Raw genomic sequence first — 14,704 nt, 5'->3', positions numbered from 1 at the left:
TCTTGTTTCACCCTGTTATGTTAGCGCAAACTATGCCAGTGAAACCTGATGCCTTTGCAAAACTGGGTTTCTGTTGCCTACAGTATTGCGGCTTACAAGTGGGAGGAACAGGTGTATCTCGGTCTTGATTTGGGGACGTCAGGTCTTCGGGGAATTGTGGTCAGTGAAGACGGCGACGTCGTTGCCGAGGCCGAAGCGAGCGTGAACACATCGACACCGCATCCGGGCTGGTCAGAGCAGGAACCTGCGGATTGGGTTGAAGCGTGTCAAAAGGTCGTTGCCCAGTTGCGCGGGCAAAACGGCGCTGCGTTTTCGGCAGTGCGGGGCATTGGTCTGAGCGGACATATGCATGGCGCAACGCTTCTGGACCGACAGGGTCGCGTCTTGAGGCCCTGTATCCTTTGGAACGACACAAGGTCTGCCCGTGAAGCTGCCGAACTGGATGCGCTTTCCGCGATGCGATCGATCACCGGAAACATCGTTTTTCCCGGCTTCACTGCGCCTAAACTGGAATGGGTGCGCAGGCATGAACCTGACGTTTTTGAAAAGACGGCCAAAGTCTTGCTCCCCAAAGATTATTTGCGCTTCTGGCTGACCGGAGATTACATCAGCGACATGTCCGATAGCGCGGGTACCGCGTGGTTGGACGTCGGATGCCGCGAATGGTCGGAAACAGCGCTTGAACTCAGCCACATGCGTCGGGATCAGATGCCCGTACTGGTCGAAGGCAGCGCCGCCGGGGGCGAGCTGAGGGCGGAGATTTTGCAGCACTGGGGCCTGACCGGACCCGTTGTTGTTGCCGGCGGGGCAGGCGACAACGCGGCGGCGGCCTGTGGTATTGGAAGCACCGCCGAAGGCAGCGGTTTTCTATCACTGGGAACGTCGGGTGTGCTGCTGGTTGCCAAGGACAGTTACGCGCCCGCACCGGAAACGGCGGTTCACTGCTTCTGCCACGCGGTGCCGGAGCGCTGGATTCAAATGGGTGTCATCCTGTCGGCGACCAACAGCCTGAACTGGCTGTCCCGGAATCTCGGCCAATCCGTTGGTGCACTCGCATCGGCGTTGCCGGATACCGTTGCCGGGCCGTCGAAGACATTGTTCCTGCCATACCTGTCGGGGGAACGTACCCCTCATAATGACAGCGCCATTCGGGGGGCGTTCATGGGGCTGGATATTGCGTCAGATCCAGCGGATCTTGCACAGTCCGTGATGGAAGGTGTCTCGTTCGCGCTGCGTGATTGCCTTGAAGCCCTCAGGAGCACTGGAACAAAGCCTGAAAGCCTGATGGTCGTCGGTGGGGGTGCACGATCCCGGTTCTGGGTCGAGACGCTGGCAACTGTTCTGAACATTCCGCTTGCCTTGCCCAAAGGCAGTGAATTCGGAGCCGCCATCGGAGCGGCGCGCCTTGCTGCCTGTTCAGTAAATGGTGCAGACCCGGCGGAGCTCATGACATCGCCAGAAACCTCTGAAATTGTTCAGCCGCGCGCGGGGTTATTCGACGCCTATGAGGCTGAATATCAAAGATACCGCCGGTTCTATGCCGCTCTATCCCCCCTGTCTGCGCCATGATGAAGGGCGTCACTTCCCTACCCATCGAACAGGTTGTTTTGGAAGATGGTGCGATGTCGGTTTCCCTGCTGAGCTATGGGGCGATCACACAAGGGTGGTGGATCGGTGAAACGCCCTTGATCCTGGGCTATCCAAACCCGCAGGAATATCTGACCGACCCTTATTACATAGGCGCAATCGTGGGTCGCGTCGCCAATCGGATCGGTGGCGCAAAGTTTAAAATGCAGGATGCCGCTTGTCGCTTGACGGCGAATGAGGGGGAAAACACGCTGCATGGCGGTGTGGTCGGGCTGTCACGCAGCCACTGGATTATCAGGAAGACCAAGCCGAACCGTGCGGTTCTGTCCTTGACGTCACCTGACGGCGCTGACGGTTTTCCCGGAGAAATCAGGTTCGAGATTCATGTCGAGCTGGCTTTTCCACGGCTGACTTACACGATCACCGCATGGCCGGACCGGCCTACACCGATCAGCATTGCGCAGCACAATTACTATACTCTGGGGTGCCAAAGCGGTATTCTTGACAGCCGTTTGACCCTGAATTCCAAGCGGGTACTGGAACTGGACGACAACTCCATTCCGACAGGCGTCGTGAATGAGCTTGAAACGCAAGCGCTGGAATTCTCATCCCCGCGCGTTATCGGTGATGAAGGGCGCGGCCTTGACCACTACTTCGTGTTTGAAAAGGCGGGCAATTTCGATCGACCGGTTGCCACAGTCGAAACACCGTCAGGTTTGCGCATGAATGTTTACTCTGATCAGCCCGGCGCGCAGGTCTATTCCGCCGCGCATCTGTCTGATCCATTCACGCCATGCGTAGGGCTTTGCATTGAACCGTCCGGTTACACGGACGCTGTGAACCACCCCTTGTTTCCGTCCGTCATCTATTCTCCGGACAATCCGTATAAACAAGTTCTGACGTTGGAAATCGCAGAGGATCAGGCATGAAAGTTGCGATATCGGTGTATGCTCTGGCCTTTTGCGTGACACTGTCGGCGGCGCAGGCGCAAGACCTCGGGCCGCTTCCTCAATTTGTAGAACCGGACCTTGCCAAGGTCGAACTGGGACAGTTGCTGTTTTACGACCCGATCCTGTCGGGGAACAAAAACATCAGCTGCGCCACGTGTCATCATCCGAAACTGGGAACGTCAGACGCTCTGTCTCTGGGTATCGGCGAAGGCGGTGTGGGGCTGGGGGCAGCGCGCAGGCTTGATCAGGAAAACATGCCCGAGCAGCGCATTCCCCGAAATGCACCGGGTCTGTGGAACCTAGGGGCGCTGGAATTCACCACCTTCTTTCATGACGGGCGTCTTGAGGCAGACCCGTCACAGCCTGACGGGTTCCGAACGCCCTTGGGCACAGATATGAGGCCCGGCTTCCAATCTGCACTGGCCGCGCAAGCGATGTTCCCGGTCTTGTCGGCTGACGAAATGGCCGGCCACTATTCGGAAAACGAAGTGAGCAAAGCTGTGCGTCTTGGTTTGCTGACCCAAAAGGACGGCGCATGGGATCTTATCGCGGCACGTGTTGCCGCAATCCCGGAATACAGGACGCGCTTTGACCAGCTCGTACCCGGAGAAGAGATCACTTTTACCGCAATCGCCAATATCATTGCCGATTTCATCGCCACTGAATGGCGCGCTGACAACAGCCTGTTTGATCGCGCAATGCAGGGGAAAGAGGCGCTGTCCGAGCAGGCACAAATGGGGCTCGACCTTTTTTACGGCAAAGCCGGGTGCAGCACCTGCCATTCCGGTTGGTTCCAGACGGATCATGGATTTCATTCTATCGCCATGCCGCAAATTGGGCCAGGAAAAGCCGCCCGGTTCGAGAACCATGTTCGCGATGACGGGCGATTGCGTGTGACGGGCAATGTGGATGACGCCTTCAAATTTCGCACGCCATCCTTGCGCAATGTGACTCTGACGGCACCTTATGGTCACAACGGAGCCTACGCGCGGCTTGAAGATGTTGTCCGTCATCATCTGGATCCGGTCGCAGCTTTGCGCAGCTACTCGGTCGAAAAAGCGGCGTTGCCAGAGTTTCCGGGCGCGGAAGATCAAAAAGCCTTGCTCGACCCCACGCTGACCGAGGCGATTGCGGCGTCGAATGATCTGCCCCCAATCAGCCTGAGTGATGATGAGGTAAACGCCATTCTGAGTTTTCTCAGCACATTGGAAGACCCGGCAGCCAGGCTGGGTGTGCCCGCGCGCGTGCCCAGCGGTTTGCCCGTAGATCAATGATCAGCGGTCGATGCGAAGCACTTGATTGCTTCTGAAGGTCTGCCAATCACCAACTGTACCGTCCGGCCAGATAACCCGCAGCTCCAGTTCGTCCGCGTTGCCCAGACCAAAGTGGTGAAGCCCAGAGATGCCACTTGCGTGACCACCGCCAATGGTCACTTCCCGCGTTTGGACTCTGTCGGAGGTTTTGACTTCGATGAAGCTGCCGACAGCTGCGCGGTTGGGACGATCCTGGCCAAGATCAACCTGAACCCAGTTTCCAAGCTGTTGTTCGTTCTGAAATATCTCAAGCTCTGACCCGCGATTGACCACCACCAGATCAAGTGATCCATCCCCATTCAGGTCGGCCAGGGCCCCACCGCGGGACTTGCCCATGGAGGCGACACCCGCCGCTGAGGCAGCTTCAAAAAACTGGCCATTTGCAGATTGCAGCAACAGGTTGTTGGGGTCGGTTTGCGCCGCATCGGGCATCTGTTCGACATTGCCCTTGGCGACAAATATGTCGTCGCGCCCGTCGTTATTGACGTCGCCGAACTGCGCATGCCAGCCGGTTGAGGGGCGACCATCGCCACCAACATGCGGCCTGTGCGCCGTTGTCCCCCGGTCATAAGTCGCGTCGCGCCATGTCGGTCCCTCGACCGTGGGATCAAAGATCTGAAACTTCTGGTCCCCCATCGAGGTCAGGTAAACATCCGGGAAGCCGTCCCCTGATATATCCCTTGATGCAATCCCCATGCCCCAGATCGAATAGGGCAGCCACCCATCTTCCGGCGCGTAAAGGCGTGGCGTGTCTTCCATAGCCCAAAGCTGCTCTTGCCCGCCGCGTACATAGTAATGGCGGTCGTTACTGACACGCAGGTCCGCGCGCCCGCTGCGCGCCCAGTCGGAAAACAGTATGGACAAGGAACAATGTCCCGGTACCAGGTGGAGAGGTGGGCCATAAGCCGTCCCTTCGGGGCGATACAAAAGCGTCGGCCCGCAGGCTTCAAACGGGCCATCGGGATTGGTTCGGTCGACATATGTTCCAAAAGCCAGTGTCGGCAGGGATTGACCGCTTTCCCAAGTGGCGGAAAAACCGGTGGTCCAGTGTTCCTGAGACTGGAAATTCAACGAGGTGAACGGTTCGAATGCGCAATTCGCCTTGCCACGCAACAAAACGTCTTCGCCAACGCGTAAAACCGCCAAGTCCACAAATCCGTCCCCGTCGATATCCAGTGGGTAGGCGCCGGTCACGCCGGTCAGGGACAGCGCGCTTGGCGTTTCTGGCCGAAAATTGACATTGGGTCCTGATGTGTTGACAAACAATTGCGCCGGATTGGTTCCCCCTGCGGCAAACAGCTCGGGCCGATCATCGCCGTTGCAATCGAAAACGGCGACGCCTCCGCCGACGAAGTGCTCCCATCCTCCGTCGTAAACATGGCTGGGGACGTCGATACTGTGAAACTGCGGCAGGCTGATGTCAGCCATGGCGGTGGAAGCTGTCGCAAGCAGGATCGTCAGTTCAACTCGCATTTTCCGCCAGTTCCCTGACTTTCAGGATCGAGACTTGTTCGATCCCATAGGCTGCTGCCCCTTTTGCCCACATTGAATCCCCCCAATGGTTTACGTTGATTTCAGGCAGTGGCGCGTCAACGCTGACAACACCGTTATTGATGCGGGTCATCACTGCGTCGGAATGCAGGTATTCAAAGCTGCCTCGGGTGCCGGACAGAATGATGCATTCCGGGTCGAACAGATTGATCAGGTTGGAAAGCCCCATTCCAAACATCTGGCCAGCGCGGGACAGAACTGAAACGGACCGGGCATCACCGGATTGGGCGGCTGCGTGAATATCAGCAAGAGTGTGCGGGTCAGTTGCCTGGCTGGCAATGGTTGCCTCGCGGATCAGGGCATATTCCCCAACATAAGCTTCAAGGCATCCGCGTTGCCCGCACTGGCACAATGCGCCATCCAGCTGAACTTTGACATGCCCGAATTCCGCGCCGCAGCCGCGCTCGCCGCGATAAAGCTTGCCATCCAAAACAATGCCCAGACCAATGCCGTGTTCTATCGTGACAACCAGAAAGTTCTTCAACCCCTTGCCAAGACCGAAAAGCTGTTCGGCCTTTGCAACCAGATTGGCGTCATTCTCGATAAATGCTGGGCAGGGGAGCGTTTGGGACAGAAGCGGGCTCAGATCCACGTTGCGCTCTGTCAGCGAAGATGACCAATGTACAAAATTCCGCTCTGCGTCGACCAGTCCGGCAATCCCGATGCAGACGCCGGAGACCTCTGTCAGGGACCTGCTTGCAGAGGCGCAGGCCTGTTCCAGCGCCGCGTATATCTTTTTTGCAAAAGCCTCCGGGGCCATCCGGGCCTCTTCCAGCGGGTGAGTGTAAGAGGTGATCTCGGTGCCTTCAAAATCGACCAGGATGACTGAAATCTGGTGCCGGGCCACTTTCACACCGGCAATCAGGTGACATCCGCCATGCAGTTTCAGCAACACACGTGGTCTGCCGCGGCGCGCGGACTTAGACGGTGTTTCGCCTTCGATTTCCTGAATCAGACCAGCTGAAAGCAGATCTGACGTTGCCGTTGTCACTGTCGCCGGGCTGGTCTCAAGCGCGCTTGCAATGTCGATCCGCGATATCGCCCCGGTCGACCGGATTTGTTCCAGCACGCGCAAACGGGTGATGTTTCGTTGATCCGTAGCGTTTGAAGAAACCTTGCTTTTCAGCATCCTGCCCTCGCGAATCTGATGATTTCCCAAGCGTAAGCGGTTTTTCTTCTTTCGGGTAGCATAAATATTTTACTGACTGAAATAAATATGCTACTCAGAATTGTGAGAGCCACGAATCATGAAGCGATGGCTCGATAAACCGGGAGGAAATCATGAAACGAATTCTCAGCGCTTCTGCTGTGGCCGTCCTGATGGGGACGGTTGCGTTTGCAGAAACCACGGTCGGTGTCAGCTGGTCGAACTTCCAGGAAGAGCGCTGGAAAACCGACGAAGCGGCAATCAAAGCCGCGCTTGAGGCGGGCGGTGCCGAATATATTTCGGCAGATGCGCAATCGTCGTCGGCCAAGCAGTTGTCGGATATTGAAAGTCTGATCGCCCAGGGCGTTGATGCGCTGATCATTCTGGCGCAGGATTCCCAGGCTATCGGTCCAGCTGTTCAGGCAGCGGCCGACGAAGGTATCCCAGTCATCGCGTATGACCGTTTGATCGAAGATGATCGGGCCTTCTACCTGACCTTTGACAATGTCGAAGTCGGTCGTATGCAGGCGCGCGCGGTGTTCGACGCCATGCCCAAGGGCAACTATGTGATGATCAAGGGCTCGCCCACCGACCCGAACGCGGATTTCCTGCGCGGTGGTCAACAGGAGATCATTCAGGGCGCTGTTGACAGTGGTGACATTGTGATCGTGGGCGAAGCCTATACCGATGGCTGGCTGCCTGCGAACGCGCAGCGCAACATGGAACAGATCCTGACCGCCAACGAAAACAAAGTCGATGCTGTGGTCGCGTCAAATGACGGAACCGCAGGCGGTGTAGTTGCTGCACTGACCGCGCAAGGTATGGACGGTATTCCGGTGTCGGGTCAGGATGGCGACCATGCGGCGCTGAACCGGGTGGCCAAAGGCACACAAACCGTCTCGGTCTGGAAAGACGCACGCGAACTGGGCAAAGCCGCAGGTGAAATCGCGGTCGCGCTGAGTGGTGGAACGGCTGCGGCGGACGTCGAAGGCGCGGTCAGCTGGACTTCGCCCGGTGGGACTGAGATGACGTCTGTCTTCCTGGCGCCTGTGCCGATCACAAAAGACAACCTGTCCGTTGTGGTCGATGCTGGCTGGATTCCGCTGGAAGACCTGTGCCAGGGCGTCGAGAACGGCCCTGCACCCTGCAACTAAGTCAAGTCTCCAAACCATAACGTCTCTGGCCCGCAAGGCCGGGCCAGAGACCATAGCTGAACATGAAAGATCGGATATGACCGAAACTTCGTCTCAGCCGGTACCCCAAAAAGCAAAGGCCAACCTGTTCCAGCAACTGGAACTGGACATGCGGCTATTGGGCATGATCGGCGCCTTTATCATCCTTTGCATCGGCTTCAACATCGTAACGGATGGCCGTTTTCTGACGCCCAGAAACCTGTTCAACCTGTCGATCCAGACCGTCTCGGTCGCGATTATGGCCTGCGGCATGGTGTTCATTATCGTGATGCGCCACATTGATCTTTCGGTCGGCGCGCTGCTGGCGACCACATCCGCCGTCATGGCGATGACACAGACCGAACTTCTGCCGAACGTGTTGGGGTTAGGTTTAAATCACCCGGCGACTTGGGCAATCACCCTTGTTGTCGGCCTCGCAGTCGGAACCTTGATCGGCGCATTCCACGGTTGGATGGTAGGCTATCTGACCATACCGGCCTTTATCGTGACGCTTGGCGGTTTTCTGGTCTGGCGCAACGTCGCCTGGTACATGACCGATGGCCAGACAATCGGCCCGCTGGACAGCACGTTCCTGATATTTGGTGGAACCAACGGGACGTTGGGAACAACGGTCAGCCTTCTGTTCGGCCTTGCCGCCACCGCTATTGCGGTCTGGGCGTTGTGGAGCGGTCGCCGCTCCAAGGCTGCCCATGGGTTCCCTGTGAAACCGGTTTGGGCTGAAACTACTTTGGCGGGGATCGTTGGCATCGCCATTATGGGATATGTCTTGATCGTCAACAGTTACTCGATCCCCACCCGCAGGCTGGAACGTATGTTCGAAGCGCGTGGCGAGACCATGCCTGAAGGGCTTGTTGTGGGTTATGGTATCCCGATCTCGGTTCTGATCCTGATCCTTGTTGCGGTAACCTTGACTGTTGTCGCCCGCAAAACCCGATTTGGCCGCTATATCTTTGCCACGGGGGGCAACCCGGATGCGGCGGAACTGTCGGGCATCAACACCCGCATGATGACCGTCAAGATCTTTGCCCTGATGGGGTTTCTGTGTGCGCTGTCCGCGGTCGTGGCCTCGGCCCGTCTGGCCAACCACTCGAACGATATCGGCACATTGGATGAGCTGCGCGTGATTGCTGCGGCCGTGATCGGCGGCACCGCCTTGTCCGGCGGTATTGGTACGATCTACGGCGCGATCCTAGGCGCGCTGATCATGCAGGCGCTGCAATCGGGCATGGCCATGGTTGGCGTGGACGCACCCTTTCAGAACATCGTCGTGGGCACCGTTCTGGTTTTGGCCGTCTATATCGACATCGTCTATCGCAAACGTCTGGGAGCGAAATGATGCAAGCACAAGAAACACAGAACCAAACTTCGGGCCGTGGGTCCGGCCAGCCTCCGCTTGTCGAAATGCGCGATATCTCGATTTCGTTCGGCGGCATCAAGGCGGTGGACCGTGTCTCGGTCGACTTGTACCCGGGCGAGGTTGTGGGACTTCTGGGCCACAACGGGGCCGGTAAATCTACGCTGATCAAGGTGCTTTCGGGTGCCTATCAGAAGGACCACGGAGAGATCCTGATCGACGGCAAGAGGGTTGAGATCAACAACCCCCGCGATGCGCGTGCAAACAATATCGAGACGATCTATCAGACGCTGGCCTTGGCGGACAATCTGGATGCAAGTTCGAACCTTTTCCTGGGGCGAGAGATGGTCACGCCCTTCGGGTTGGTCAACGATGCCGCGATGGAGGCCGAATGCCGCAAGATCATGGCACAGTTGAACCCGAACTTTCAGAAGTTCAATGACCCGGTCTCGGCGCTGTCCGGCGGTCAGCGGCAGTCGGTGGCCATCGCGCGTGCGGTGTACTTCAACGCGCGTATCCTGATCATGGACGAGCCCACAGCCGCGCTTGGCCCGCACGAAACACAGATGGTGGCGGACCTGATCCAACAGCTCAAGGCGCAGGGGATCGGGATATTCCTGATCGACCATGATGTACACGCGGTGATGGAGCTGTGCGACCGGGCTTCGGTCATGAAAAACGGGCAACTGGTTGGCACTGTCGACATCGCCGATGTCACAGATGACGATCTGTTGTCGATGATCATTCTGGGCAAGAAGCCGGGCGAAAAGACGGAATGAGGTAAACGAGATGACGAGCGGTTTCTTTCAGGGGATCGAGCAGGTCCAGTTCGAGGGCGAGAACAGTAAGAATCCGCTCGCATTCCGTCACTACAACCCGGACGAGATCGTGATGGGTAAGCGCATGGAGGATCACCTGCGTTTTGCCGTGGCGTGGTGGCACTCGTTTGCCTGGGAAGGCGGGGATCCGTTTGGTGGCTCGACTTTTGAACGTCCATGGCATCCGCAAGATGACATGGGCCGCGCTAAAATGAAGGCCGATGTTGCCTTTGAGATGTTCGAGATCATTGGCCAGCCCTATTTCTGCTGGCATGACGCGGATATCCGTCCCGAACAGGGCAGTTTTGCAGAAAACCTGCGAACGCTGAATGAGATCACTGACTATATCGGTGAAAAGATGCAGGTGTCCGGAACCAAGCTGCTTTGGGGCACAGCCAATATGTTCAGCCACCGTCGCTGGATGGGGGGTGCCAGCACCAACCCCGACCCTGATGTCTTTGCATTTGCCGCCGCCACGGTGAAATCCTGCTTGGACGCGACCTACAAGCTGGGCGGCGAAAACTATGTGCTTTGGGGTGGGCGCGAGGGCTACGAGACGCTGCTCAATACCGACATGAAGGCCGAACTGGATCATATGGGCCGGTTCCTGAACATGGTGGTCGAGTACAAGCACAAGATCGGCTTCAAAGGTACGATCCTTGTCGAACCCAAACCGCAGGAGCCGTCCAAGCATCAATATGATTTTGATGCGGCGGCTTGTATCGGTTTCCTGCGCAAGTACGGCCTTGAGGATGAGGTAAAGCTGAACCTGGAACAAGGGCACGCAATCCTGGCAGGACACAGCTTTGAACATGAGATCGCTGTTGCCTCGGCCGAAGGTATGCTTGGGTCCATCGACATGAACCGAAACGATTACCAATCCGGGTGGGATACGGATCAGTTCCCCAACAACACGCCTGAAGTCGCGCTGGCTTATTACCACATCCTGAAAGCGGGCGGGTTTACCACGGGTGGTACCAATTTCGACGCCAAGCTTCGCAGGCAATCCATCGATGCCGAAGACCTGATCGCGGCGCATGTGGGCGGGATGGATATCTGCGCCCGGGGCCTGAAAGCGGCAGCTGCGATGCTTGAAGATGGTGGTCTGGAACAGGCGCTGGCCGACCGGTATGCAGGCTGGAAAACGCCCAAGGCTCAGGCGATGCTAACCTCTGGCCTCGACGAGATTGCAGCGCGGGTGCTTGCCGAAGACCTCAATCCTCAGCCACGCTCGGGGCGTCAGGAAGTGCTTGAGAACTACGTGAACCGCTTTGTGTAATTCCGGTCGGCTGAGCCTGAACTGAAATATTCGGTGTACAAAGCCCCGGAAACGCGTGAGTTTACTTAGGCGTTGTCCGGGGCTTTCCCTTGTCGAACGCAGTGGCATCATGGGCCCGTCCGGGTCGCGCAGGTGGGACGACCAAAGACTTGGTGGAAAAATCGGCAGGTAAGGCAATCTTTCTAAGTGGCAACCTGATGCTGCATGTGACGCGCATGTCGCTGACCACGAGCATTGGATTGATGGCGATATTTGCTGTCGATTTTGTCGATATGGTCTTTATCTCGATGCTGGGCAACGACGCGCTGGCGGCAGCGGTAGGTTATGCCGGAACGCTGCTGTTTTTTACCAACGCAATCAATATCGGTCTGTCGATTTCTGCCGGGGCGCTGGTCGCGCGTGAGTTGGGTGGCGGGCGGGCCGAACAGGCAAGGCAATACGCATCCAGTGTCGCCGTTTTGGGGCTGATCGTCGGGTTGGTTACCTCTGTTCTGGTGCTGCTGAACGTCAGCTTTCTGCTGTCGCTGCTTGGCGCAGAAGGCGAGGTTTTGGGGCTGGCGACGCGCTATGTGTCGATCATTCTGCCGACCATGTGGGTGATGTCGATTGCGATGGCAGCGATGGCTGTGCTGCGCGCCCACGGCGATGCGCGACGATCAATGATGGCAACGATTTACGGCGGCGTTGTGAATGCAGTTCTTGACCCGATTTTGATCTTTGCCGTCGGGCTGGGGTTGGATGGGGCCGCAATCACCTCGGTCCTGGCGCGGCTATGCATGTTGGGGGCGGCGTTGTGGCCTGCACTTCGGGTGCATCAGGGATTTGCACGACCATCGCTGAAACAGGTGGCACAGGATTTTCGGCCCGTGCGGGCCATCGCAATCCCTGCCGTTCTGACGAATGTCGCCACGCCGATCGGGAATGCCATCGTAGTGCGGGAAATTGCACAGTTTGGAACGGATGCGGTTGCGGGCATGGCGGTGATCGGGCGGCTGTTGCCGGTGGCGTTTTCGGTCATCTTTGCGCTGTCCGGCGCGATAGGGCCAATCATCGGGCAGAATTTCGGGGCAGAAAAATTTGATCGCGTGCGTGCTGCGTTTTTGGCCGGGATCAAGTTCACCGCAATCTACGTTCTTTGCATGTCGGCCATTTTGTTTTTACTGCGGTCCCCAATTGCGAATTTGTTCGCAGCCCAGGGGGAAACGCGCGTACTGATTTATCTGTTTTGCGGCCCGCTGGCATTGGCTTCGTTCTTCAACGGTGTGATTTTTGTGACAAATGCCAGTTTCAACAATCTGGGCCATCCGGTCTATTCCACATGGATAAACTGGGGTCGTCACACCATTGGCACATGGGTGTTTGCCACGATTGGCTCACAAATCGCCGGGGCGTCGGGCGTTCTGTTGGGTCAGGCTTTTGGGGGCGTAATCTTTGCTGTCATAGGATGGGTTCTTGTCGCGCGCGTCGTTGCGCGGCTGGAACGTGTGCAATCGCCCGAGCCTTTTACCGATCAGGGGCGACTTCACTCGCTGTTCGGGCGTCGCGGCTGGTAAGCGATCAGGTCAGTTCCCCTGATTGCGCGCCTCCAGCCGTTCCAGGTTGACCACGGTCGACAGCATCAGGCGATCATGGCTCCAATCCCGTGTCTGCTGGATTGAGGCCGACCCCAGAGCCAAAAGCGCACCAAAGATCAGCGTCATTCCAAGGAACACTGCCGGTAGGGCAGGTACCGATGGCTGAACATCGGTCAGCGCGATTACACGTTGCCGCAACACGCGCTTTGCCTTGCCGCCTGTCACAAAGGCAACATTCAGAACGCGTGGGCTGTTGGTTGAGATTGTCCGGGCGCAATAGTCCAGCAGGCACGCCGTGTATTCCCGCGCATCAATCCGTTTGCGCGCAACAACCGACTGGTCACAGGCCAACTCGCGCAGCCGGCCGAACTGATACTTGAGCATCAGATAGGCCGGGTTCCAGAACAACAGCGGCCGCAGCAGCTCAAACCCCAGTTCCCATTCAACGTCACCCGTACGGATATGCTGAAACTCGTGGGCAAGTGCAAAACGCAACTCGCGCGGGGTGTCCAGCAGATGGCTCGGCAGAACGACGTGGCGGCGGCGAAGTCCTCGCACGGCAAAGGGCACAGTGATGCGATCGGACAGTCGAATATCCACCTTGGCGGACCGCCGCCAAAGAAAACTGGAATTGACAGTCTGACGGATCGTCATTGCGTCCCGCAAGGCACGCGCGGCGTACATGGCTGCGATGCAGGCAAGTATGGCGGTAACGAGGGTGATCACGGGCTGCCGCCCGGAAAATGCCAGATCAACCCATCTTTCGCGGGTGTTCAGCAATGCTTCGAACTGCGTGGCAGGCATTGCGATGTCGCCGCGCAGATAGGCTGCAACAGCGATATCGCCAAGGGCCACGGCACTGCCCGGCCATGCGTAAGTCGCCAGCGACGAAACGCCAACCGCCAGAAACGGACTGGCAAGGACACAGATGCACAAGGTCTTGAGCGCCCGCAACTGTGCGACATAGCCGGTGCGCAGGGCGGTGCGGCTTAGGGCTGTGCGAGTCATCAACCAGATGACCGCCGAAAAGGCCAGCACGATGTTGAGTTCGATGAATGCGTCGAGAACCGGTCTAACCGCTGTCATTTTGCAGTCTCCTCTCTACCAGTGCTCGAATTTCCTCCAGGTCGGTTTCGCTCAGCCCCGCGTCGTCGACCAGCCGCGCCACCAGTGTGGCGGGGGTGTCGTCGAAAAGCGTGCGCGACAGATTTTGCAGCGAACGGGCCTGATATCTGTCCTTTTCCAGAAGAGGTGTGTAGATCAGGGTTTTTCCAGATTTGTGACTTTCCACAAAACCCTTCTCATCCAGAATGCGCAGGATCGTGGCCCCGGATGTATAGGCCAGGTTGCGTTCTGACGGCAGGCGGTCCAGGACATCACGCACCGAGCCTTGCCCGAGCGCCCAGAGCTCGTTCATGAACTCCAGTTCGACCTCGGTCAGCAGATTTGTTGTCTTTTTCTTTCGCATCGGTCTCGGTGTCGTCATCGTTATTATGCCTGACAGACAAGCATCCTTTCGCGATTTCTCAAAGTCTAAACTTTCCAGAAAACAAAAACGCCCCAGCCAATGGACAGGAACAGCGGTGTCCAGACGGGTTGCCCGACCAATCCAAGCCACGCCAGGAAAATATATGCGGCCCCCAGAAGGGTGATGAACAGGCGATCCCCCAGCGTGGTTGTCAGCCCCAGAACCCCGCGCCGTTCAATTCCGTCGCGGAATTTGAAGCCTTCCAGCAAGCCAATGCATGCTATGGCCGAGAAGATACCGACAAATACGGCCAGCGTGGCAGGTGTCCATGCCATCCAGAAATCAGGCCAAAGGGGGTCCGTCCAAGAGAACCCTTTTTCGGCCTCCTGTCCGACGTTGCCCCATCCGGCCTTGGCCTGGGCAAAGGCTGCTGAGGGCAAGAAGGGCAGGGTGAGAAGCAGTTTTCGCAT

General features: G+C 57.6%; 13 protein-coding genes. 8 read left to right on the top strand and 5 right to left on the bottom strand.

All coding sequences use genetic code 11. The annotated features are described in order from the left end of the window. Positions 1 to 111: 111 nt before the first annotated feature. From xylB to AC2FND_RS02580, 3 genes are read left to right on the top strand one after another with little or no spacing between them, the layout of a single operon-like run. The gene (xylB, locus tag AC2FND_RS02590; RefSeq protein ID WP_496767748.1) at positions 112 to 1,569 is read left to right on the top strand and encodes a xylulokinase; all 1,458 of its coding nucleotides are present in this window, start codon (positions 112 to 114) and stop codon (positions 1,567 to 1,569) included. After that, positions 1,566 to 2,516 (top strand): aldose epimerase family protein, encoded by a 951-nt coding sequence (locus AC2FND_RS02585; protein WP_496767717.1) that lies wholly within the window; start codon positions 1,566 to 1,568, stop codon positions 2,514 to 2,516. The genes xylB and AC2FND_RS02585 overlap by 4 nt, the downstream gene beginning before the upstream one ends. Beyond that, positions 2,513 to 3,811: a cytochrome-c peroxidase gene (locus AC2FND_RS02580; RefSeq protein ID WP_496767715.1), complete on the top strand. Its 1,299-nt coding sequence runs from the start codon at positions 2,513 to 2,515 to the stop codon at positions 3,809 to 3,811. The genes AC2FND_RS02585 and AC2FND_RS02580 overlap by 4 nt, the downstream gene beginning before the upstream one ends. Here the strand turns inward: AC2FND_RS02580 and AC2FND_RS02575 are convergent, their stop codons facing one another. Together AC2FND_RS02575 and AC2FND_RS02570 are read right to left on the bottom strand one after the other, a co-directional pair. Beyond that, entirely contained in the window at positions 3,812 to 5,323 is a 1,512-nt protein-coding gene (locus AC2FND_RS02575) for a CRTAC1 family protein (RefSeq protein ID WP_496767713.1), read from the bottom strand. Further along, a complete protein-coding gene (locus AC2FND_RS02570) occupies positions 5,313 to 6,530 on the bottom strand; it encodes an ROK family transcriptional regulator (protein ID WP_496767711.1) in 1,218 nt (405 codons plus the stop codon). Before AC2FND_RS02570 ends, AC2FND_RS02575 begins: the two co-directional genes overlap by 11 nt. A 152-nt stretch (positions 6,531 to 6,682) precedes the next feature. On the opposite strand from AC2FND_RS02570, the gene xylF reads away from it, so the two are divergent. The 5 genes from xylF (at position 6,683) to AC2FND_RS02545 (ending at position 12,745) form a co-directional block, all read left to right on the top strand. Continuing rightward, complete coding sequence (gene xylF / locus AC2FND_RS02565; RefSeq protein ID WP_267364640.1) at positions 6,683 to 7,702, top strand: D-xylose ABC transporter substrate-binding protein; 1,020 nt, start codon at positions 6,683 to 6,685, stop codon at positions 7,700 to 7,702. A gap of 76 nt (positions 7,703 to 7,778) precedes the next feature. After that, positions 7,779 to 9,077 carry a sugar ABC transporter permease gene (locus AC2FND_RS02560; RefSeq protein ID WP_496767709.1) on the top strand — a complete coding sequence of 433 codons (1,299 nt, stop codon included), beginning with the start codon at positions 7,779 to 7,781 and terminating at the stop codon, positions 9,075 to 9,077. Next, positions 9,077 to 9,874: an ATP-binding cassette domain-containing protein gene (locus AC2FND_RS02555; protein WP_480481611.1), complete on the top strand. Its 798-nt coding sequence runs from the start codon at positions 9,077 to 9,079 to the stop codon at positions 9,872 to 9,874. The genes AC2FND_RS02560 and AC2FND_RS02555 overlap by 1 nt, the downstream gene beginning before the upstream one ends. Positions 9,875 to 9,884: 10 nt before the next feature. Beyond that, complete coding sequence (gene xylA, locus AC2FND_RS02550) at positions 9,885 to 11,192, top strand: xylose isomerase (protein ID WP_496767708.1); 1,308 nt, start codon at positions 9,885 to 9,887, stop codon at positions 11,190 to 11,192. 89 nt (positions 11,193 to 11,281) lie between these two features. Next, a complete protein-coding gene (locus tag AC2FND_RS02545; protein ID WP_496767707.1) occupies positions 11,282 to 12,745 on the top strand; it encodes an MATE family efflux transporter in 1,464 nt (487 codons plus the stop codon). 9 nt (positions 12,746 to 12,754) lie between these two features. Here the strand turns inward: AC2FND_RS02545 and AC2FND_RS02540 are convergent, their stop codons facing one another. The 3 genes from AC2FND_RS02540 to AC2FND_RS02530 all read right to left on the bottom strand — a co-directional run bounded on the left by AC2FND_RS02540 (position 12,755) and on the right by AC2FND_RS02530 (position 14,704). Beyond that, complete coding sequence (locus AC2FND_RS02540; RefSeq protein ID WP_496767705.1) at positions 12,755 to 13,852, bottom strand: M56 family metallopeptidase; 1,098 nt, start codon at positions 13,850 to 13,852, stop codon at positions 12,755 to 12,757. Next, positions 13,839 to 14,234, bottom strand: a complete 396-nt coding sequence (locus tag AC2FND_RS02535) for a BlaI/MecI/CopY family transcriptional regulator (protein WP_209595788.1) — start codon at positions 14,232 to 14,234, stop codon at positions 13,839 to 13,841. Before AC2FND_RS02535 ends, AC2FND_RS02540 begins: the two co-directional genes overlap by 14 nt. Positions 14,235 to 14,299: 65 nt before the next feature. Next, positions 14,300 to 14,704 carry a DUF2160 domain-containing protein gene (locus AC2FND_RS02530; protein WP_496767703.1) on the bottom strand — a complete coding sequence of 135 codons (405 nt, stop codon included), beginning with the start codon at positions 14,702 to 14,704 and terminating at the stop codon, positions 14,300 to 14,302.

The sequence above is a fragment of the Ruegeria sp. BHSB056 genome (assembly GCF_059613305.1).
Note: the sequence above shows the minus strand (reverse complement) of the source record. Positions and strands in the feature narration are given on the sequence as shown.

Excerpts from the sequence above, each read along its gene's own strand:
- AC2FND_RS02555 (WP_480481611.1), top strand. The coding sequence starts at position 9,077 with ATGCAAGCACAAGAAACACAGAACCAAACTTCGGGCCGTGGGTCCGGC.
- AC2FND_RS02580 (WP_496767715.1), top strand. The coding sequence starts at position 2,513 with ATGAAAGTTGCGATATCGGTGTATGCTCTGGCCTTTTGCGTGACACTG.
- AC2FND_RS02530 (WP_496767703.1), bottom strand. The coding sequence starts at position 14,704 with ATGCGAAAACTGCTTCTCACCCTGCCCTTCTTGCCCTCAGCAGCCTTT.
- AC2FND_RS02585 (WP_496767717.1), top strand. The coding sequence starts at position 1,566 with ATGATGAAGGGCGTCACTTCCCTACCCATCGAACAGGTTGTTTTGGAA.
- AC2FND_RS02535 (WP_209595788.1), bottom strand. The coding sequence starts at position 14,234 with ATGCGAAAGAAAAAGACAACAAATCTGCTGACCGAGGTCGAACTGGAG.
- AC2FND_RS02540 (WP_496767705.1), bottom strand. The coding sequence starts at position 13,852 with ATGACAGCGGTTAGACCGGTTCTCGACGCATTCATCGAACTCAACATC.
- AC2FND_RS02570 (WP_496767711.1), bottom strand. The coding sequence starts at position 6,530 with ATGCTGAAAAGCAAGGTTTCTTCAAACGCTACGGATCAACGAAACATC.
- xylA (WP_496767708.1), top strand. The coding sequence starts at position 9,885 with ATGACGAGCGGTTTCTTTCAGGGGATCGAGCAGGTCCAGTTCGAGGGC.
- xylF (WP_267364640.1), top strand. The coding sequence starts at position 6,683 with ATGAAACGAATTCTCAGCGCTTCTGCTGTGGCCGTCCTGATGGGGACG.
- AC2FND_RS02560 (WP_496767709.1), top strand. The coding sequence starts at position 7,779 with ATGACCGAAACTTCGTCTCAGCCGGTACCCCAAAAAGCAAAGGCCAAC.
- AC2FND_RS02575 (WP_496767713.1), bottom strand. The coding sequence starts at position 5,323 with ATGCGAGTTGAACTGACGATCCTGCTTGCGACAGCTTCCACCGCCATG.